The sequence below is a fragment of the candidate division WOR-3 bacterium genome, from assembly GCA_039801905.1.
In the GTDB taxonomy this organism is placed as follows: domain Bacteria; phylum Hydrothermota; class Tepidihabitantia; order Tepidihabitantales; family JBDRVQ01; genus JBDRVQ01.
The window spans coordinates 48,951-68,273 of the sequence record JBDRVQ010000001.1 but is presented as its reverse complement, the minus strand read 5'-3'; the positions used below and the strand labels follow the sequence as shown (position 1 = coordinate 68,273).

General features: G+C 45.7%; 16 protein-coding genes. 15 read left to right on the top strand and 1 reads right to left on the bottom strand.

The genetic code is table 11. From position 1 onward, the window contains the following. Positions 1-1,803, top strand: a complete 1,803-nt coding sequence (locus ABIL00_00340; protein ID MEO0109212.1) for a hypothetical protein — start codon at positions 1-3, stop codon at positions 1,801-1,803. Continuing rightward, positions 1,800-3,365, top strand: coding sequence for a sigma 54-interacting transcriptional regulator (locus tag ABIL00_00335; GenBank protein MEO0109211.1), 1,566 nt, complete (start codon positions 1,800-1,802; stop codon positions 3,363-3,365). The genes ABIL00_00340 and ABIL00_00335 overlap by 4 nt, the downstream gene beginning before the upstream one ends. Here ABIL00_00335 and ABIL00_00330 read toward each other — a convergent pair. Further along, entirely contained in the window at positions 3,362-4,861 is a 1,500-nt protein-coding gene (locus ABIL00_00330) for an aldehyde dehydrogenase family protein (protein ID MEO0109210.1), read from the bottom strand. The two genes, ABIL00_00335 and ABIL00_00330, sit on opposite strands and share 4 nt — an antisense overlap. 869 nt (positions 4,862-5,730) lie before the next feature. Between ABIL00_00330 and ABIL00_00325 the strand changes: the two genes are divergently transcribed. From ABIL00_00325 to ABIL00_00265, 13 genes are read left to right on the top strand one after another with little or no spacing between them, the layout of a single operon-like run. After that, positions 5,731-5,925 carry a hypothetical protein gene (locus ABIL00_00325; protein MEO0109209.1) on the top strand — a complete coding sequence of 65 codons (195 nt, stop codon included), beginning with the start codon at positions 5,731-5,733 and terminating at the stop codon, positions 5,923-5,925. Then, positions 5,909-6,913, top strand: coding sequence for a recombinase RecA (recA, locus tag ABIL00_00320; protein MEO0109208.1), 1,005 nt, complete (start codon positions 5,909-5,911; stop codon positions 6,911-6,913). Before ABIL00_00325 ends, recA begins: the two co-directional genes overlap by 17 nt. After that, positions 6,910-9,468, top strand: coding sequence for an alanine--tRNA ligase (gene alaS, locus ABIL00_00315; protein ID MEO0109207.1), 2,559 nt, complete (start codon positions 6,910-6,912; stop codon positions 9,466-9,468). Before recA ends, alaS begins: the two co-directional genes overlap by 4 nt. Further along, positions 9,458-10,276 carry an SDR family oxidoreductase gene (locus tag ABIL00_00310; GenBank protein MEO0109206.1) on the top strand — a complete coding sequence of 273 codons (819 nt, stop codon included), beginning with the start codon at positions 9,458-9,460 and terminating at the stop codon, positions 10,274-10,276. The genes alaS and ABIL00_00310 overlap by 11 nt, the downstream gene beginning before the upstream one ends. A gap of 10 nt (positions 10,277-10,286) precedes the next feature. Next, a complete protein-coding gene (locus ABIL00_00305; protein ID MEO0109205.1) occupies positions 10,287-10,436 on the top strand; it encodes a hypothetical protein in 150 nt (49 codons plus the stop codon). Between the two features lie 11 nt (positions 10,437-10,447). Beyond that, the gene (locus ABIL00_00300) at positions 10,448-12,121 is read left to right on the top strand and encodes a hypothetical protein (protein MEO0109204.1); all 1,674 of its coding nucleotides are present in this window, start codon (positions 10,448-10,450) and stop codon (positions 12,119-12,121) included. After that, entirely contained in the window at positions 12,115-13,407 is a 1,293-nt protein-coding gene (locus ABIL00_00295) for a hypothetical protein (protein MEO0109203.1), read from the top strand. Before ABIL00_00300 ends, ABIL00_00295 begins: the two co-directional genes overlap by 7 nt. Further along, positions 13,404-15,875: a tetratricopeptide repeat protein gene (locus ABIL00_00290; protein ID MEO0109202.1), complete on the top strand. Its 2,472-nt coding sequence runs from the start codon at positions 13,404-13,406 to the stop codon at positions 15,873-15,875. Before ABIL00_00295 ends, ABIL00_00290 begins: the two co-directional genes overlap by 4 nt. Before the next feature lie 12 nt (positions 15,876-15,887). After that, the gene (locus ABIL00_00285; GenBank protein ID MEO0109201.1) at positions 15,888-16,568 is read left to right on the top strand and encodes a MotA/TolQ/ExbB proton channel family protein; all 681 of its coding nucleotides are present in this window, start codon (positions 15,888-15,890) and stop codon (positions 16,566-16,568) included. After that, a complete protein-coding gene (locus ABIL00_00280) occupies positions 16,568-16,975 on the top strand; it encodes a biopolymer transporter ExbD (protein ID MEO0109200.1) in 408 nt (135 codons plus the stop codon). The genes ABIL00_00285 and ABIL00_00280 overlap by 1 nt, the downstream gene beginning before the upstream one ends. Next, positions 16,972-17,409, top strand: coding sequence for a biopolymer transporter ExbD (locus tag ABIL00_00275; GenBank protein ID MEO0109199.1), 438 nt, complete (start codon positions 16,972-16,974; stop codon positions 17,407-17,409). Before ABIL00_00280 ends, ABIL00_00275 begins: the two co-directional genes overlap by 4 nt. Further along, the gene (locus ABIL00_00270; protein MEO0109198.1) at positions 17,406-18,287 is read left to right on the top strand and encodes an energy transducer TonB; all 882 of its coding nucleotides are present in this window, start codon (positions 17,406-17,408) and stop codon (positions 18,285-18,287) included. The genes ABIL00_00275 and ABIL00_00270 overlap by 4 nt, the downstream gene beginning before the upstream one ends. Next, positions 18,284-19,168, top strand: a complete 885-nt coding sequence (locus ABIL00_00265; GenBank protein ID MEO0109197.1) for a hypothetical protein — start codon at positions 18,284-18,286, stop codon at positions 19,166-19,168. Before ABIL00_00270 ends, ABIL00_00265 begins: the two co-directional genes overlap by 4 nt. The last annotated feature ends 155 nt before the right edge of the window (positions 19,169-19,323 follow it).

Here is a 19,323-nt window from a genome sequence, read left to right as displayed (position 1 = left end):
ATGATTCATCCTTCCTTCTCCATTCTCTTTATCTTTTCCCAATTCTTTTCGGCGTATTTTCTTCCCCTTCCCCGAAAAGATTTCTACCACTGCCAATTTCTTAATATCAGAGGAGACAAGGAGAAAGAGATTGTTCTATTTACTAAAAACGGCGAGATGATTATTACGGATTTATCCGGCAAGATTCTCTCCACCCATCATTTCCCGAAGAGGGTGATCAATTCCTATGTCTATTCTAATAGTTGTTACCTTGTCTCTGAGGATGGGATTTATCACCTCTCTTTTGATAACTTCCAGCCGAAGGTGGAAAAAATCTTAAACGAAAAGATTATTTCCTCTTTCTCGGTTTCTCCCTTCCATTTTGCTATTATCCAGCCGACCGGGAGTTCTTTTTACCACCTCACGGAAAGAGGGATGAGAGAACTCTTCTCTTTTCCCCTTTCCGAAGTCCACAGCGCCTCTTGGAAAGGACAAAAGTTTTACCTAGCAGAAAGTTCGGGAATCTACGAGTTCGAATTGCCAAGCGGGCGATGGGAAAAAAATTTGACCCTGAAAGGAGAAAAAATCCTTGCGGTTTTCAATTTAAATGACACCATATATTATCTTAAAAGAAGAGGAGTTGATTTATTTTTGGTGCGCTACCAGAGAAAAAAGAGTTCTCCTATCCCCGGCATTCCGATTATTGGTCAAAGAGGGAAGGTGGTGATAAAAGTACTCTCTCCCTTTCTCCTCTGCCAAATGGAAAAGGATTTGTATCTTATCTATCCCTCAGGTTTTAAGGTGCCCTGCTGCCAATTGGAGATCAAAGACCTTTCCCTTTCTGATATCAATGGTGACGGCCTTCTTGACTTTGCCCTCCTGCAACCCGAAGGATTAAAAATTTTTTATAACGAGCGCCGGGAATTCTTATTGAAGAAGGAAAAGATGCTCTCGCTCTTTTCTCTTTTAACCAAGAAGAGAGATTGGGAAGAAGGGGAGAGGGTATTTTTGGTCGCCAATCTCTTAAACGACCAACTTTGGAGTGAAGAGAAGACCATTGGGCAATTACGAAGAACTTTCGTGACCGCCTACTATTGGCAAAGAGTGTTAAGGGCGTTCTCCCTCCTCCTCTTAATTTCCCTACCTATCATCTTCGCTCTTCTTCTCTTAAAAAAGAGTGGCCAAAAGAGGAAACTAGGGAAGAGGGATGTTTCGGAGATTGTGACCCTCGCCTCTGAGGTCGTGACCTTAGACCACAACTTTGTGGTAAAGGGTAATTTTCCCGCTGCCCTCCGGAAATTGGATGAGATATTTAAGCGCTACCGCCTACCCCCCGGAAATTCCCTTCCCCAGATCTGGGATGAGAAAGAGTATAAGAGTTTTTTAGCCAAATTTCTCTCCTCTCCCCACCTCCATCTGCTCACCAAATTTGTGGAAGGGAGGATTTTAGAGATTGGTCAATCCTGGGATTGCGTCGCCATTGACCCGTTGGCAGCGGATGTCCTCCTATTCCTCGACAAGACAATTGAGGGTGTCTTCAGCCATATCTTCTCCGACCATTTCCGTTACGCCCAATCCTTTTCCCAAATTAAAATCTCTTACCTCCACCCAACCGATTGGGCAAGAAAGGTAAAATTTTCTTTTTATTCCGATGCCCAAAGCGAACCCAATCTAAAAGAAGGTCATCTGGCAGAAGATTTGCAGATGCTTGCCTTTCGCTACCCCAACTATTTCGCTTATGGAGGAGGAAAGGAAGAATATGAGAAGTTGTGGGTAACCTTTTTGGATTTAGTAGGAATCATTAAGGGGATAATTGCTCGATGAAACCTTACATCTTAATTTGTGATGATTTGAGAGAGAGTTATCTCACTTTAATGGAACAGATTCGGGATTACCAAGAGGGTCGTCTCCTTTCCGAATTTGAATTTCTCCATTTCCGCCACGGCAAAGAACTGATTGACTGGTATAGGAAGAATAGGGGGAAGTTTGTTTCTTTAGTCGTTCAGGATATTGATTTCACCCACCTTCAAGATGAAGAACTCCTCACCCCTGAGGAGTGGGGGATGGAATTTGTTGCCCCTTATGATGTTAAGGCTTTACAGGGATTTATAATCTTCAGTGCCCTCCGGAAGATTGATAAAATCGTCCCGGTCCTATTCCTTTCCTTACGGGTGGGTATCGCCTCTCTAAAAAAGTTCGCTAACCTTTTAGTGGGTCCGGGTTACGGAAGGGCAACCTTCGTCCCGATGAGTGCGGTGGGTGAGAATTTTTATCCCTCGGTTGTCCGCAAGATTGACTTCTTCGCTTTAAGACCCGTAGGAGAAGAGAAGAAAAAGAATTGGGAAGAGGAGTTCAACTTTGTGATTGGCGAATCCCGTTTGATGAGTTATGTAGTGGGGGAGATTGAGAAGATCGCTCCTTCGGATGCGACGGTGATGTTATTAGGCGAACCCGGAGTGGGGAAGGAACTGGTCGCCCGCATCATCCACCGCCTCTCTTTAAGATTTGAGAAGGAGAAGGCGGAGAAGAGAGAGCCCCTTACTGTCAACATCGCCGCTTTAGACTATAACCTGATTGAAGACGAACTCTTCGGTCACGAAAGGGGTGCCTTCACCGGTGCGGTTTTACCCCGGGAAGGGATATTTGAATCCGCTAATACCTCAACCGTCTTCTTAGATGAGATTGGTGAACTATCATCTGAGATTCAGATTAAGTTATTAAGGGCATTGGAGTACAAAAGGATAAAACGTTTGGGGGCTTCTTGGGAGAGGGAGATTGATATCCGGATTATCGCCGCCACCAATCAACCACTGGAAAAACTCTCCCAAACTTTAAGACCCGACTTCTATTCCCGACTCTTTCAACATTGTCTCCTTGTCCCTTCCCTTAAAGAGAGGTGGGGTAACGAGGCGCCAACGGTTGTGGAAAGGGATCTTGACCGGTTTTCTCACTTCTTCATCAGGAGGATTGCTACCGCCCTCCCCGGCAAGAAACTGATCCCCCTTTCTCCTTCTGGTCATTCTTTCCTTTTCACTTTAATCAATGACTATCTCAAAGGGGAAAACTCACTATTTGAGGGTAACGTCCGAACCTTGCGCAACATCCTTGAAAGGGCTTACGAAAGGGCGTTAGCCGAGAATGCCCAAGAGATTGACATTGACCACCTCATACCCACCTTGGGTATGATGCGTTTTCTCCAAAAGCGGGAGGAAGGGAAGGAAGAAGAGATTGAGAAGAGCTTTGCCACCTTAAACCTCCAAATTATTGAGAAGAAGGCGATTAAGGAGGCGCTGGCAAAGACCAACGGCCAGATTAGCCGGGCCGCCGAACTTTTAGGTATCCATCGCGAGACTTTAAGGAAAAAGATTATTGAATATAACCTTTAATCTCTCTTTTGCCAGGTATCAATCTGTGCCTTTTGGAGAGAGCCGGAGTAGTCAATATAAACCGTCTTCAACTCCGAGAAGATATCATAAACCGTCCAGCCACCTTCCCGATGTCCATTGCCGGTATCTTTCACCCCCCCGAAAGGCAAGTGGCACTCCGCACCGATTGTGGGGGCGTTGACATAGGTAATCCCCGCCTCAATTTCGGAGATTGCTGTAAATGCCTTATTCACATCTCGGGTGTAAATGGCGGAAGAGAGGCCGTAGCGGGTCTTATTTAAGATAGAAATCGCTTCTTTTAAATCTTTCGCTTTAATTACGGAAAGAACGGGACCGAAGATCTCTTCCTGGGCAATGGTCATCTCCGGCTTCACATCAATAAAAATTGTTGGTTCATAGAAATAGCCCTTGGCGCATTCTCCCTCTTGGTAAGGTTTACCACCACAGACTAACTTCGCCCCTTCCTTCTTCCCAATCTCCACATATTGGTGTACCGTCTCCCTCTGCTTTTCGCTAATCAAAGGTCCAACGTCGGTATCTTCCTTTAAGCCGTTACCCAATTTCAATTTCTTTGTCCTTTCAATTAGCATTTCAATAAACTGCTCGTAGATCTTCTCCTCTAAGATGAGTCGGGAGGTAGCGGTACATCTCTGGCCGGTAGTACCGAAGGCGCCCCAGAGCACACCCTCTAAGGCTAAATTGAGATCGGCATCAGCCAGAACAATCTGGGCATTTTTCCCACCCAATTCTAAGGAGCATCTTTTTAAGGTCCGGCCGCAGACTTCCCCAATTCTTCTCCCCACTTCTGAAGAACCGGTGAAGGAGATGCCGGAGATTTCGGGATGGCTAAGTAATGCTTCACCGACTTCGCCACCCCGGCCGAAGACTAAATTGACAACCCCTTCGGGCAATCCGGCCTCCATTAAAATTTCAACCAAAAGGAAAGCGGTGGCTGGGGTATCAGTGGCGGGTTTGAAGACCACGGTATTGCCGCATAAAAGAGCCGGGAAGATTTTCCAAGAAGGAATTGCTAAGGGGAAATTCCAGGGGGTGATAATTCCCCAGACGCCTATCGGTTGGCGATAGACCATACAGACCTTATTTGGTAATTCACTGGGGGTGGTGAAGGAGAACAATCTCCTCCCTTCTCCAGCCGCATAGAAGGCGGTATCAATCCCTTCTTGCACATCGCCTCTGGTCTCTTTTAGCACCTTTCCCATTTCTCTGGTCATAATCTGAGCGATCTCTTCTTTCCTTTCTAAAAGAATCTCACCCGCTTTGCGGAGGATTTCTCCCCTTTTCGGGGGTGGGACCTTCCGCCAGTGCTGGTAAGCCTTTTTTGCCGCCTTTACCGCCAAGTCAACATCTTCCGCATTAGAAGAAGGGAAAACGCCAATCACCTCTTCGTAGTTGGCGGGATTACGATTTTCGTAGGTCCTTTTTGTTTTACTCTCTACCCATTTCCCATCAATAAAATTGTAGTAGATTTTTGCCATAGGTTAAATTACAAAAAATTACCTTAAAGTCAACATAAAATCCGGGAAAGATGGCATAAATTATCTTGTGATCTGATATCTATGGTGCCCGCTTAAATCCTTCTGGTGTTATTATTGATAGTTTCCCGGTATCCACCCAGCAAGGAAATCAGATTTTGCCCTCATTGGCACACGATGCGCATCCGGGGAAAGTTTTACCCATTTATTGGGAGCGGATGGAAAGCGAGGGCTCTATTCAAAGAGAAAAGATTATTCTTCTCCACTAATCATTCTCAATTAGGTTTCTATTTTCCCTTCGGATTAAACCCTTAATTAGACACATGATTAAACTCTTTATTATCCTTTCTATTAAACTCTGAATTAGGCTTCTGATTATACCGCCGGTTATAACTTCTTTTAGAGTATTTATTAGATTCTCAATTAAACCCTCTATTAAAACTCCGATTAAGCCTAAAATTATGCCTTAGATTATGCCTTCCATTAAATCCCCGATACCATCCCCTGTATGCTACACCCCTTTTTATAAAGATAAACCCCTCCTGTTTGATAAAGTTTTTTATTATTTAATGCCATTTTTATTAAGTGCTAATTACCCGATAATACCTCCTCAATCTCTCTTCAAGGGTTGGGATTAGAACCCAATCACTTACCTTAATAATTTCTTTTAACTTCTTCATAGCCCTCTATAATAAATACGGAAATACCCCCCAATTTCTGACACTAAATTTCCCCCTTTTTTATAAGCCTTTGATTTATAATAACTTATTTAATTCAAGAGACACTTTTCAGAAGGGTGTGACCACCGAAGTGGGAAAGTTCTATTTCATCTTTTTATCTTCCGCTCACTCCTTAGATTGTAACTCTTCTTCTTGAATAGAAGGTGGCGAGAGGTTTATTTTGGCAAGGTATTATCATCAACGAGAAATTCAATTCTTTTGGTCAAAAATCTCTACCACCATAAAGTGGCTCTTCTCTCTTATTGCTTCCATACCAATGTTGACTTTCCCTTTTTTTCCCCTAAACTTAATTTTAGTGAAGAGGTGAAAAATGGCAAAAGAGATTGATAAGGAAAAGATAAAAGCGATTGCCTCTGCCATCGCCCAGATTGAAAAGCAGTTTGGGAAAGGGGCAGTGATGAAGTTGGGGGAAAAAGGGAGGAAGATGGAAGTAGATATTATCCCCACCGGTTCTCTTGCCTTAGATATTGCCTTGGGGATTGGCGGTTTTCCGAAGGGGAGGATCTGCGAGATCTTCGGACCGGAGGCTTCAGGAAAGACAACCTTAGCCCTTTCCGTGATTGCCCAGGCACAGAAGAGAGGGGGGATTGCTTGTTTCATTGATTCCGAGCATGCCCTTGATCCTTCCTATGCCGAAGCCTTGGGGGTTGATTTGGATAATTTATATCTCTCTCAACCGGATACCGGAGAACAGTCCTTAGAGATTGCCGAAATTCTCACTCGGAGCCAAGCCTTGGATGTCTTCGTCATTGATTCAGTTGCCGCCCTTGTGCCGAGGGCGGAGATTGAAGGGGAGATGGGTGAGGCTCAGGTTGGAGTCCAGGCGCGGTTAATGTCGCAGGCATTGAGGAAACTCTCCGGTGTCATTCACAAGTCAAATACGTGTGCCATCTTCACCAATCAGATAAGGCATAAGATTGGTGTTCTCTATGGTAGCCCGGAGACGACCCCTGGTGGTTTGGCGTTGAAGTTCTATGCCACTTTAAGATTGGAGGTGAGGAAAGTTTCTACACTCAAAAGAGGGGAAGAGTTTATCGGGGCGCGAACCAAAGTGCGCGTCGTTAAGAATAAGTTGGCTCCTCCCTTTAAGGAGGCAGAATTTGATATCATTTACGGGAAAGGGATTAACCGTCTCGGAGAGATTGTTGATGTGGGAAGTTCCTTGGGAATTATTCAGAAGAGTGGTGCCTGGTTCTCCTATAAGGAAGACCGGATTGGTCAGGGAAGGGAGCAGGTGATAGAATTCTTAGAAAAGAATCCTAACTTGGCAAAGGAGATTGAAGAGAAGATTTATGAGAAGGCATTTTCCAAATGAAGATTGAGGAGATTAGAAAGACATTTTTAGATTTTTATGCCCAGAGGGGTCATACCGTCGTTCCCTCTTCCCCCCTTTATCCCAAGGATGACCCAACCCTCCTTTTCACTACTGCGGGAATGGTTCAATTCAAACCCCTTTGGGCAGGAACGAAACCCCTTCCTTATAAGAGGGCTTGTAGTATCCAGAAGTGCCTCAGGGTTTCGGATTTGGAAAAGGTTGGCAAATCTCCCAAATACCTCACCTTCTTTGAGATGCTGGGCAATTTCTCCTTCGGTGACTATTTTAAGGAGGAGGCGATTCTCTGGGCTTGGGAGTACCTCTTAAAGGTTGTTGGCTTAAAAGAGGAGAGACTCTTTGTTTCGGTATTTAGGGAAGATGAGGAGGCTTACCGAATTTGGCATAAGGTGGTTGGTCTTTCGGAAAAGAGAATATTTCGCTTGGGGGAGGAGGATAATTTTTGGGGACCGGCTGGGGGACAAGGTGCCTGTGGTCCCTGCTCGGAGATTTATTTTGATTTGGGGGAGGAATTCGGTTGCGGTAAACCGACCTGTGCCCCCGGTTGTGACTGCGACCGTTTTTTAGAACTCTACAATCTGGTCTTTCCCCAATACGATTGCCAGCCTGATGGGAGAAAACTTCCCTTAAAAAATCGGGGGATTGATACCGGAATGGGATTGGAGAGGTTAGCCCTTGTCTCCCAGGGGAAGAGATCGGTTTTTGAGACCGACTGCTTTTCCCCGATAATTGAAAGGATGGCGGAGATCCTCTCAAAGGAGATAACCTCCCAAAATCGGGTTGCTTTCAATATCTGTGCCGACCACACCCGAGCGGTTCTCTTTGCCATTGCCGATGGGATTTTACCTTCACCCGAGGAGAGGGGTTATGTCGTTCGGTCTTTAATTCGTCGGGCTCTCCTCTTCGCTTATAAAATCCTTAAAGTGAAAGAACCTTTCCTTTACCAATTATCGGGTACGGTAGTTGACCTTTATCATAACCATTATCCGGAAGTGAAGGAGGCATTTTTGAAGGCTTCCTCAATTATTAAAGCGGAAGAGGAACGTTTCTTAGAAACCTTAGCCTCGGGAATGAAACGTTGGCAGGAGGTGAAGAAAAGGGCGAAAGATGGGATAATCTGTGGGGAAGATGCCTTTCGCCTCGCGGACACCTATGGCTTCAGTATTGAAATCCAAGAGGAGTTGGCAAGGGAAGAGGGGTTAGAGATTGATCGGGATGGTTTCCTTCGCTTCTTAGAAAGGCAGAGGGAGAAATCAAGAAAGGAGGTTTCCTCTTCTCCCCTTTCTCTTGAGGTACTGAAAGGGAGAGAGGTGAAGTTTATTGGTTATGAGACTTTAAGGGGAGAAAGTGAAATCCTCTCTTATGAGAAGGTGGGTGAAGATCTTTATGAAGTCTTTTTAAGTGCCACTCCTTTCTATGCGGAAGCCGGGGGTCAAGTTGGGGATACCGGTTGGATAGAGGGTGAGGGGTTTAAGTTAGAGGTTTTAGATTCCTATTACCAGTTTGGGATACCGATTGTTAAAGGGCGGTTAAGGGAAGGGGAGATAAAAGTTGGGAAGGTTATCACTTCTGTTGACGAAAGGAGGCGAAGGGAGATTGAACGCGCCCATACCGCCACCCACTTATTACATAAGGCATTGAAGTTGGTCTTAGGGGAAGAGGTGAGACAGGAAGGTTCTTTGGTGGAACCGGGGAGGTTGAGATTTGACTTCAATTTCCCCCGTCCCTTAGAGGAAGGGGAGATTAAAAGTATAGAGGAGATTGTCTACGAGCAGATCCTTAAAGACTTAGAAGTGAAAAAGTATTTTAACATCCCAATTGCTGAGGCGAAGGCGATGGGTGCCTTAGCCCTTTTTACCGAGCACTACGGAGAGAGGGTTAATGTGATTGAGATTGGTAATTTCTCCAAAGAACTTTGTGGTGGTACCCATCTGCGCAGGACCGGAGAGATTGGTTACTTTCGGATTATCTCCGAAACCGGAGTGGCAGCCGGCATTAGGAGGATTGAAGCCCTATGCGGCGAGAGGGTAAAGAGGGAGATTGATGAGGAGGAGATGATTATTAAAAACTTAATAAGGGAATTTGGTCAAAAGGGATTGATTGAGAAAAAGATTTCCGAGTGGAAAGAGGCACTTTTTAGTTACCAAAAGAGGGTGGAGCGCCTCTCTTCCCTTCTTTTAAATTTCTTAAAGAAGGATTTGGTTCCGGAGGCCGTGGGAAAATTCTTTTTCCTCTTCCGGGATTACCCCTATCTCACGGTCAACGATTTGAGAAACCTTTCCGACACCGTAAGGGATTGGTCACGCACCATCTCTGTCTTTCTGGCAGGAGAAGGGGAGAAGAGATTTGTCATTCGCATCTCTTCCGATTTGACGCAAGAGATTAAGGCGAAGGATTTAGCCAATTTCTTAGGAAAGAGATTTGGTGGTGGGGGTGGGGGGCGAGATGACTTGGCGGAAGGTGGCATAAAAGGGAAAAGGGAAGAGATAAAATCGGCGGTAGAGGATTATCTAAAAAGGTTGAGCAATGAAAAATAGAAAGGTCATTTTTATCACCGGGGCATCATCCGGTATCGGCAAAGCCTGCGCCGAACATTTAGCCAATAAAGGTTATACCGTTTACGGGACCAGCCGAAAGCTCTCTTCTTTCACCCCCATTTCCGATTTCTTGACAATGATGCCGATGGATGTCAATTCTTGCGATTCGGTAAGGAGAGGGATTGATTATCTCTTTGAAAGAGAGAAGAGATTGGATGTGGTGGTGAATAATGCCGGCTTCGGCATCGCCGGGGCGATAGAGGAGACAACGATTGAGGAGGCAAAGGGGCAATTTGAGACTAACTTCTTTGGGGTCCTGCGGGTCTTGCGGGCGGTATTACCAATCATGCGCCAACAGGGAGGGGGGCTGATTGTCAATATCAGTTCCCTTGCTGGTTTAATGGGACTTCCCTTTCAAGGTTTATACAGTGCCACAAAGTTTGCCTTGGAAGGTTTGAGTGAGGCATTGAGGATGGAGGTGAAAAAGTTCAAGATTAAAGTCGTTTTGATTGAGCCGGGAGATTTCCAAACCCAATTCACCACCAATCGCCAAAAGACCTTAGAATCGGAGAGGAATTCTTCTTATCAAGAGGAGTTTTTGAGGGCATTGGGGGTGATGGAGGAAGACGAGCGTAATGGTCTCCATCCCCAGGAGGTTGCCTTCCTTTTGGAGAGGATTATTAAAGACCCAAAACCAAAATTTCGTTATACCATCGGTCCCTTTTCGGAGAAGTTAGCGGTCTTTCTGAAAAAGGTCATACCCTCCCAATTGGAATCAATCTTGATGAAGCATTACCGATTGCTTTAAGGGGGCTTCTTTGGCAAGTGTGCAAAGATTTGGCTTTCTGAGTAAAGATTGGCACAGAACCTTCTTTTATTTGGAGAAAATGGGGATTTATCCGATAGAATTTCAGTGGCACAATAATTGCTATAAACGGGTGCTTGACTTATTTTTGATTATCTTATAAGATAGAAGATTATGATATTTAATCTCCTTTCCATCTTCTTCCTCTTCTCCCAAACTGCCTACTTTGATTTTTTAGAATATCCCCAAACCGGGGGTATCGCCGGGGACTCTTTTTATATCTATGTGGTTGCCCGCAAGGCGAACGGTGAGGTTGATACTTCTTATAACGGCCGGGCACTTTTGAAGACTTCTCTTGACGGACTCTGGCCCTGGTCTTATATCTATCCACCCCTCTTAAATTTTTATCGGGGGGAGATAAGGTGTAAGGCGGTTGTGACAATTGCTGATGAGAGTTTAAGAATTTTAGTGGAGGATGGTTTGATTCGGGGTCAAACGGCAAAAATTATCTTCTCTCCCAATGAACCAAAGAAACTTCTCTTAATCTGCCCGGGTGAGACCTTACTTCCTGGTTCTCCTCTCGGTAAACACTATTCGCCCCAACCCCAGACCGCAGGTCTTTCTTTTACCGGGAAGGTTTATTTAGTGGATAAGAATTTCAATGTGGTGAAGAACCGGTTTGATACGGTGGGACTCTTCTCTTCCGATTCCTTTGCCAGTTATCCTTCCACCATCTCTTTGAGTGAGGGGTGGGCAAATTTTCCTTTTCTTCCCCGTTCTCAGGGCTCCCGTTTTATCACCGCCTGGGACTTATCTGATATCACAATCAGAAGCGATACTTCCTCCCAATTTTTGGTTCGGCCCAATTTCTATTCCCGACTTCTTTTACTTTTGCCCGGTGAGGATTTCCAATTTGGTGACACCACTACTTTAGCCTGGCAGACACCGGGAAAGAGAGGAAAGCCTATCCCACAGTATGTTTCCGATTCCTTTCTTGTCCGGGTAGTGGGTTGCGACTCCTTTTATAATCCAACCGCCGCTCAGGATACGGTTTATCTTCTTTCCGATTTCTCCTTTTCTTACCATCCCCAGCCAATTGTGCTTAATGATAGTGGAAAAGCGAAGGTGGCGTTTTATTTTGCCGGTGAGAATCAAAATCTCTGGGCAGTTTCCAAGAGAGGTCTTGAGACTTACCGTTCCTTTTTGAATATCATCCCCAAGGCGGTTTACCTCTTTGTCAACCACGCGGATACAATCTTGGCCGGTTGGCCCACAGAGATTTCGGTATTGGTTCTTGATGGGGCGAGTGTGCCGATTCCTTACAAGCGGGTTGAGTTTAAGGTGATAAAAGGTAAAGGGGAGATGCTTGATTCGGTGATCGTCACTGATTCCTTAGGCTGGGGAAAGGCGCGTTTCATTGTGCCCATTCCCAACTTAAAAGATTCCGTTTCCGAAAGGGATTCCATTTTAATCCGGGCGGATACGGTTGACACAGTAATTGGCATCTGGGCAGAGGTCTTTGATAATGAGGTGATGCGGGGAGAGATTATTGCCATTCCCAATCCCTTTGGTAATTTGAATCAAAACTTCACTAAGATTATCTACCATTTAAGGGATAATGTTGATACCAAGATTTTAATCTACGACCCATTCGGCAATCCCATCTATAAAAGGCTCATTAAAAAAGGGGAGATGGGAGCGAGGAAAGGGGTGAATGTTGTGGTTTGGGATGGGAGGGATGATAAAGGGGATAAGGTCGCATCCGGGATTTACTACGTTCGGGTGGTGGGAATTGCTCATACCGGCAGGATATTTGATAAAGGCTATCGCATCGGCGTGGTATGGTAAAAGTTTTAAGATTTAATTTCCTAGGTTTTGCCATCTTATTTTTTGCTTATTCGTCTTATGCCTTTCCCGGAGGGGAACCTGGTGCCTTTTTGAATTATGGGGTAACTCCCAGAAGTTTAGCCTTGGGCAAGGCTTTCTGCGGTTTGGCGGATGACCAAGAGGCAACTTATTTTAATCCCGCCGGACTTTGGCAGCTTCTCAATCAAGAAGTGAGGCTTTCCCACTTCACCCTTTACGGGGCAAGGTTGGAATATATCGGTTACGCCCTGCCGACAAAATATTTCGGGAGTTTTGGTCTTTCGCTTTTGAACTTCGGGAGTGAAGGATTAGATTCCCGCACCCCGGATAATTATCAAGGTAATCCTACCTTCTTTTATGAGAATGCCTATATCTTCTCTTATGCCTATTCCCCACTTTCCAATTTTTCCTTTGGTCTCAACCTGAAAATTATCGCCAAGGCATTATACCTCTATTCCGGGGCGGGTTTCGGAGCGGATTTTGGTATTTTTTATAAGCCGACCTCTTTCCTCTCTTCTGGTCTATTTATCCAGAACCTTTGGGAGCCAAAGATGAGATTGCTTGATTTTGGTGAGGAAGAGATCTATCCCCGTTCCTTCCGGCTCGGTCTCTGCTGGCGGACTTATCAAGACCGCATAAAGGTGCTCTTTGATATCTTATCACCTTTTGCCCTCTTCTCCGAAGGATTCTCTTCTCGCTATTTAGACCCGCACTTCGGGGTGGAGTTTGAATTGGTGAAAGGGATGCTTGTCCAGAGGACCGGCTTGGATAAGAGGGAGATCAGTTTGGGTTTGGGGTTGGGCCGAACGGGAAATAAATCATCCCTTTTTATTGACTATGCCTTACTTTTACATCACCAATCCAATTTCATTTTGAAACCAACCCATAAATTGGGTCTTGCCTTGAAATTCGGTGGCTTTCGGATCTGGATTGAGAGTTATCCGAAAATCTTCTCTCCCCAGCCCGGGGTGGGGGAGAACATTTTGGCGATGAATTTGAAATATACTACCAAGCGAAAGGTGAAGAGGTGGCAACTTTTGATTAAAAACGAATTGGGAGAGGTGGTGAGGAACTATTCCGGTTGGGAGGAACCGCCCACCCGTTTAACTTGGGATGGTTTAGATGAGGCGACGCGCTTGGTAGCGGATGGTAAATACTATTATGAGATCACCCTGGTTGATATCCGTAATGAGTCCTTTCAGAACTCCGGTTTTTTGACCACCGTTAAGACCAAAGGACCAGCGGGTAGGATAAAAGTGAAGGAATGAGAAGATTGGGAGAAACCTTAAAACCCTTTATTTTTTTTACCTTCTGCCTTCTCTTCTCCATCTTAAATGAAACTTTCGCTTTCCTGCCGCCGAAGAAGTTGGAAGATTTGGCGCAACGGTATAACGAAGCGCTGCTTTTCGCAAAGAAGGGTGATTACAAAAAGGCAGAAAAATTACTCTTATCCCTTCTTGCGACCTATGGGGGTTCAGAATACGGGTCGGAAATTCGTTATGCCTTAGCAGAAGTCTACTTCAATGCCGGTGATTTTGCTAATGCGAAAAAGATTTTTGAGTATCTCGCCTTTGAAGGGAAATCTTTCTCCTATCTTTTAGCCGAAGCCTTATACGGTTATGCCCTTTCCTGCGTCGTCCTGGGAGAATTCGGAAAAGCGGAGGATGCCTTAAAGAAGATTTCCGCCAATCCCATTTATAAGGAAGACGAGCGGGTGCAATTTGCTTATGGGGTGCTCAATTACTTCCAGGGTGAGGAGAAGTTAGCCGCCGCCCGTTTAATGGATGTGAAGATCTTGGAAGGGAGGTATTTCTACGGGAAGGCTTTAGCGAAATTAGGTTCTCCCTTGGAGGCACTTTCGGTATTAAAGGAAGTGGCTTCTTCTTCTCCGAATACCCAATTGTCATTATACGCTAAGTTTCACCAGGGGCTTAGCCTTTATCTCAATGGCGACTATGAAGGGGCAGCGGTGAAATTTGAATCCTTCTTAAAGGAAGCACCACCTTCCCTTTTTGACTACGCCTCCTATTTTTACGCCACTTCCCTTTTGGGGATCCGGAAATACGAGAAGGCAATCTCTCTCCTCCGTCCCCTTACCCGTCATCCCAATAATCTCCTTGCCGCCCAGGCTAACTACTTCATCGGTGTCGCCTATATGGGTTTGGGGAAATACACCGAAGCGATTGCCGCCTTTGAGCGGACAAGAAGTTCTTATCCCAAGACGAAGGTGGCGCTCTTTGCTAACATCTTCATCCCTTATGCCCTTATGCTCCGGGGCGATACCTTAGAGACCGTGTTAACGGCTAACCAGTTGAGGAAGATATTTTCGGAAAAGGAATTGGCGGGTTTGGGCGATTATTTTGTCGGGATTTTATCCTTCCAACTGGGTAACTACGGAGAGGCGGCAAATTCTTTTGAAAGGGTGATTACGAGTGCGGCGGAGGCACCGATTAAAGATAAGGCGGGCTCTTTATTCCTCCTTTCCCTCCTCAATAAAATTTTAAAGGAGAAGGGTGGTTTTGCTGATTTAGAAAAAGGAGTGGCGATTGTCCAGAGGTATCTAAAAGAGAACCCATTAAGGGATGAGGCCTTAGGGAGAGAGATTTATTATCTCTTGGGGGAGACCTACTACTATTTGAATCGGTACTCTGAGGCAGAGTTTTATTACGACCAGGTTCGGAATCCTTATGGGCGTTTGGGTAAGGCATATTGCCTTTACGCCAGCGGCAGGTTGAAGGAGGCGATCCCCATCTTTGAAAACCTCTACAAATCTCTTCCCACCGATACCCTTTTCACCATCTCCGCCCTTTTGGGATTGGCTTACTCTTATTTCAACAGTCGGGAATACGAAAAGGCATTGGATATCTTTGAGGGGGTAATTGAAGAATTCCCCGAGAATCAAATCTCCTTAGAGATTGCCCACTTTTATGCTGGATTCTGTTATTATTTTCTAAAATATTATGGCCAGGCGGTGGAGCACTGGCAGAAGGTTTTGGATAAGTTTCCCTTTTCCGAAAGGAGTGCCGAGGCGGGTTTTCGGGCTGGGGATGTCTACTTTAAGGCGCGGGAATACGAACAGGCGCGAGGGATCTTCCGGTTTGTCGTGGAGCGTTTTCCCAAAAGCGAATTCGCCCCTCCCTCCCAGGCATTGATCGCCCAGAGTTATTATAACGAGAAAAATTATAAAGAGGCGGTGAGGGAATACTTAAAGTTTTTAGACCTCTTCCCGGAAGATGTGCAAGCGGGAGGGGTGAAAAAATCCTTAGAACTCTCTTATTATAAAGCGAGTGAAGAGGATACTCTAATCTTAAAGGAGTTTTTAGACAAGTTTCCGGAATCGGAATACGCCGGAGAATTGTTACTCACTCGGGCAAAGGAATATCTCGCCGCCAACGAACCGGAAAGGGCAATTAGCGAATTGACCAAAGTGGTGGTCGCTTTGCCGGGAAGCGAACTGGCGGGTGATGCTCAACTCTTAATCGCCGAGACCTACACCAATATGAAGAATTGGGAAGAGGCGAAGCGGAGTTATGAGAAGTTTTTAAGATACTTCCCCAACCATCCGGCCCGGGAGGTGGCTTACTTCAATCTCGCCACCACCCTTTTCAATCTTGGGGATTATGAAAAGGCATTGGAGAATTTTCAAGTTGTGATTGACTCCTTTCCGGCCGGAGAGTTGAGGGAGAGTGCCACAAAAAATATTGACCTCTGTAAGAAGAGGTTAGGAAAGGAGTGAGGAGGAGAGGAGATGATTTTAGGCCAGACTTTATACGAGATATTTAAGAATAGTCTCATAATGGTCCTTTTGCTTTTCGCTTCCATTGCTGCCTTAACCTTAATCATTGAGCGGTGGTGGTATTTTGCCAAGAATCGGGTAAATAGCCGATGGGTGAAAGAGTTCTTCTCCTATCTGAAAGAAGGCGATTGGGAAGGGGCAAAACGCTATGCCGCCGGTCTGAAAAGTCCCCTGGGGCGACTTTTCCTTTTGGGTTTAGAGAATAGAAATCTTGCTCCGGATGAACTTTCCAATCTCTTTTACGGTCAGATCTTAGAAGAGAGGGTTCGTTATGAGAGGTATCTCGGGGGTATGGGGACCTTGGCGAATGGGGCAACCCTTTTGGGACTTTTGGGAACCGTGGTCGGTTTAATCAAGGCGTTCCACAATATCGCCGTCACCGGTTCCGGTGGTCCAGCGGTTGTTTCCCGAGGGATTGCCGAAGCGCTTTTAACTACCGCCTTTGGTCTTTTTATCGGTATCCCTACCCTTTTCTTTTATAATTACTTTACGAAGAAGGCATCGGATATCTCCTTAGAATTGGAAGGGATTGGGGAAAGATTAATTGTGAGCCTTTATGCCCATCGGGGGGAGATGACCAGAAGAGATGAGATAAAGAGGGAAGAAGAGCGGAAGGAGTACTGGGAATTCTGATGCGTCGGAAAAGGATAAGACCAGGACCGAAAAGGGAGGGTTTAATCCTTACCTCCTTAGTGGATATTGCCCTCTCTTTGGTAATCGGTTTCATTGTTGCCCTACCCTTCTTTTTTGAAACCGGGATCTTCGTTTCCACCCCGAGTGTGAGCAAAGCGGTGGGGGCAGAGGCGAGTGATATTAAGGTGAATATTCACTTAAAAAGTGATGGGGGTATCCTCCTCAATGAAGAGGTTGTCACCTATGAGAAATTGGAAGAACTTTTACCGCAACTTTTGGCGCGGAGTTTAGAGAAGAGGGTAATCGTCAGCGCGGAGAAGGGGATTCGCTACGAGCGGGTAGTGACAATTTTGGATATGGCGAAGAGGTTGGGGGCGGGGCAATTGTGTCTTTTGCGGCTAAAATGAAAATTGACATTTTCTCATCTTTGGCTAAAATTTTTAAGGGAAAGATGAAGAGAAAGGGAGTGGCAAATATTGATATCCTGCCGATGGCTTGTATCGGTCTCCTTTTGGTGGTGATGATGATAATGGTGGCGCCGATGGTGATGAGTCATACCCGAATACCGGTGAATGTCCCTTCCGCTCATACCGCCGAGAGAAAGGTGGAGGATGATATCGCGATTGCCTTAACCCAGGATGGTAAGTTATTCTTTCAAGATGTGCCAATCACTAAGGAAGCGATGAAGGAGGAGATCCGAAAGATAATTGAGCGTGACCCTTATCGGTTGGTTGTCGTCCGGGCGGATAAGGAGGTTCTTTATGAGGATGTCTTAGAACTCCTTTCCCTGGCGAAAGGGGCAGGGGCGAAGAGAATTGCCTGCGCGACCAAAAAGAAATGAGAAGGTTAAAACCAACAGAGATTTCTTTAGCCCTCTCAATCCTCTTTCATCTTTTACTATTTTTATTTTTCAACTCCCGCCGGGAAAGGGTCTTCTCTTATGAGGAGATAAAAGAGGTTTCTCTGATTGACCAGACCTACCGACCGGAGGTGGCGAAGATCCTTCCCCCACCAAAGGAAGGTTTTGGACCAATAGAGGCGGAGGTCCCGGCTTCGGTCACAGGTACGGGTGGGGGTGGAGAAGAGGTGGCTTATGATTTGAACCGGAAGTTGGAAAGAAGTCAGGCGAAGATTGACCTTTCCCGTTTTGAGACCGGAGAGGAGATGGGGGCGATTAGGATTGCGGATAAGATTAAAGGGGTGACAAAGACTACCGAAGAGATTTTGAAGGAGGCGCCGGTTCCCTTAACCCACGGTGCCCGAAGGGGAACGGGTGGTTTGGGGATCGCCGGTTATCCGGGAGTTTTGGAAGAGCCAGCCATCAAACTTGAGACAAAACCGGTAGAAAAGCCAAAGGAAAAATTACTGGAGCGGAAGGGAAAAGAGGAGGTGACTTCGGTTCTCCCTTCCGTTTGCCAACAGTCGGCAATCGTAGTTTCGGGTCCCATCAGCGAAAGGAAGATTCTTCGGAAGGTTTTGCCCCGGTATCCGGACTGGGCGTTAAAGAAGGGAGTTTCCGGAACAATCATCATCCGGCTTTGGGTAACACCCGAAGGTGATGTGCGGGAGAATATGGAAGTAGTGGAAAGTTCTGGCTATCCGGATTTAGACCGAGCGGTTCTGATGGCGCTCGCCAGTTGGAAGTTTGCCCCTTTACCGGAGAATGTGAAGAAGGAAACGCAGTGGGGATTGGTGACGGTTCGGTTTGAGTTAATGTGATTTACCTCTTCATTCTTCTTTTCTTCACCCAAATTCCCGATACCTTGAAGCCGGATACGGGTAAGGTAAAGAGACCTTATGAGATTGGGGAAGAGGTGATAAAGGGGGAGAAGCCTTACCTAATCACCGAAAGGAAACTCTTCACCCCGCCTCCCATCAACCCTTTCCTTTTAATTGAAGAAAGGCTCAAACCTTCGGGTTACATCTACGATGAGCGGTTATATTACACAGTAGACTCCCTAACGATTCCCTCTCTTTTTATCACCTCCAACTATTTACGGGTGCCAGTGAAAAAGAGATTTATCTACGGTGATGTCTTAATCCTATTTCCCCATTTTGAGAAGACGGTTGCCTCCTGGCGTCTGATAATTTTTGATAGCCAAGGAGAGGAGGTGAGAAGGTTGGAAGGGAAGGGGATGCCACCGGCAACCATCGTTTGGAACGGAAGGAAGAATACCGGAGAGGTGATAATCCCGGGTGAGGTTTATTCCTTCTCTTTCTCGGCTTATGATGCGATTGGCAACGAGACGAAAATTTTGGGTGAGCCTTTGAAAATACCTGGGATTTTCTACGAAGAAAAAGGGCAGAAGATTATCGCCATCTCCGCCCGGGAGATATTTGGGGAAGGAGGTGAAGATTTGACTTCTCAGGCGAAGGAGATATGGGATGAGGCGGCAAATCTGGTAAAGGAGAATTTTAAGAGGGAGATCACTTGCTTTGTTTATTCCGAGAAGGAAGAGCTCCTACCGGGTTGGGTGGAGGTGGTGGAAAGGGAATTGAAGAAGAGGATTCTCCTTCCTAAGGGGACGATAGCCATTGCTCCCCGTTTTCTGCCCGGTCTTTCCCCTAAATATTCTAAAATAGAAATCATTATCAATTAAGGTAAGAAATCCCGGCTTGCTTTTCCCAGAGATTGACATCTTCCAAAATTGCTTTATAATATAATAAATTAACTAACTGATAAGAAAAACTATCCTTAGAAAGGAGGGATTTATTTTTGTAAAAAGGGTGTAGCATACAGGGGATGGTATCGGGG

Coding starts and splice junctions, on each gene's coding strand:
- alaS (MEO0109207.1), top strand. CDS start 6,910: ATGAAGATTGAGGAGATTAGAAAGACATTTTTAGATTTTTATGCCCAG.
- recA (MEO0109208.1), top strand. CDS start 5,909: ATGGCAAAAGAGATTGATAAGGAAAAGATAAAAGCGATTGCCTCTGCC.
- ABIL00_00340 (MEO0109212.1), top strand. CDS start 1: ATGATTCATCCTTCCTTCTCCATTCTCTTTATCTTTTCCCAATTCTTT.
- ABIL00_00295 (MEO0109203.1), top strand. CDS start 12,115: ATGGTAAAAGTTTTAAGATTTAATTTCCTAGGTTTTGCCATCTTATTT.
- ABIL00_00270 (MEO0109198.1), top strand. CDS start 17,406: ATGAGAAGGTTAAAACCAACAGAGATTTCTTTAGCCCTCTCAATCCTC.
- ABIL00_00285 (MEO0109201.1), top strand. CDS start 15,888: ATGATTTTAGGCCAGACTTTATACGAGATATTTAAGAATAGTCTCATA.
- ABIL00_00330 (MEO0109210.1), bottom strand. CDS start 4,861: ATGGCAAAAATCTACTACAATTTTATTGATGGGAAATGGGTAGAGAGT.
- ABIL00_00280 (MEO0109200.1), top strand. CDS start 16,568: ATGCGTCGGAAAAGGATAAGACCAGGACCGAAAAGGGAGGGTTTAATC.
- ABIL00_00275 (MEO0109199.1), top strand. CDS start 16,972: ATGAAAATTGACATTTTCTCATCTTTGGCTAAAATTTTTAAGGGAAAG.
- ABIL00_00310 (MEO0109206.1), top strand. CDS start 9,458: ATGAAAAATAGAAAGGTCATTTTTATCACCGGGGCATCATCCGGTATC.
- ABIL00_00290 (MEO0109202.1), top strand. CDS start 13,404: ATGAGAAGATTGGGAGAAACCTTAAAACCCTTTATTTTTTTTACCTTC.
- ABIL00_00335 (MEO0109211.1), top strand. CDS start 1,800: ATGAAACCTTACATCTTAATTTGTGATGATTTGAGAGAGAGTTATCTC.
- ABIL00_00300 (MEO0109204.1), top strand. CDS start 10,448: ATGATATTTAATCTCCTTTCCATCTTCTTCCTCTTCTCCCAAACTGCC.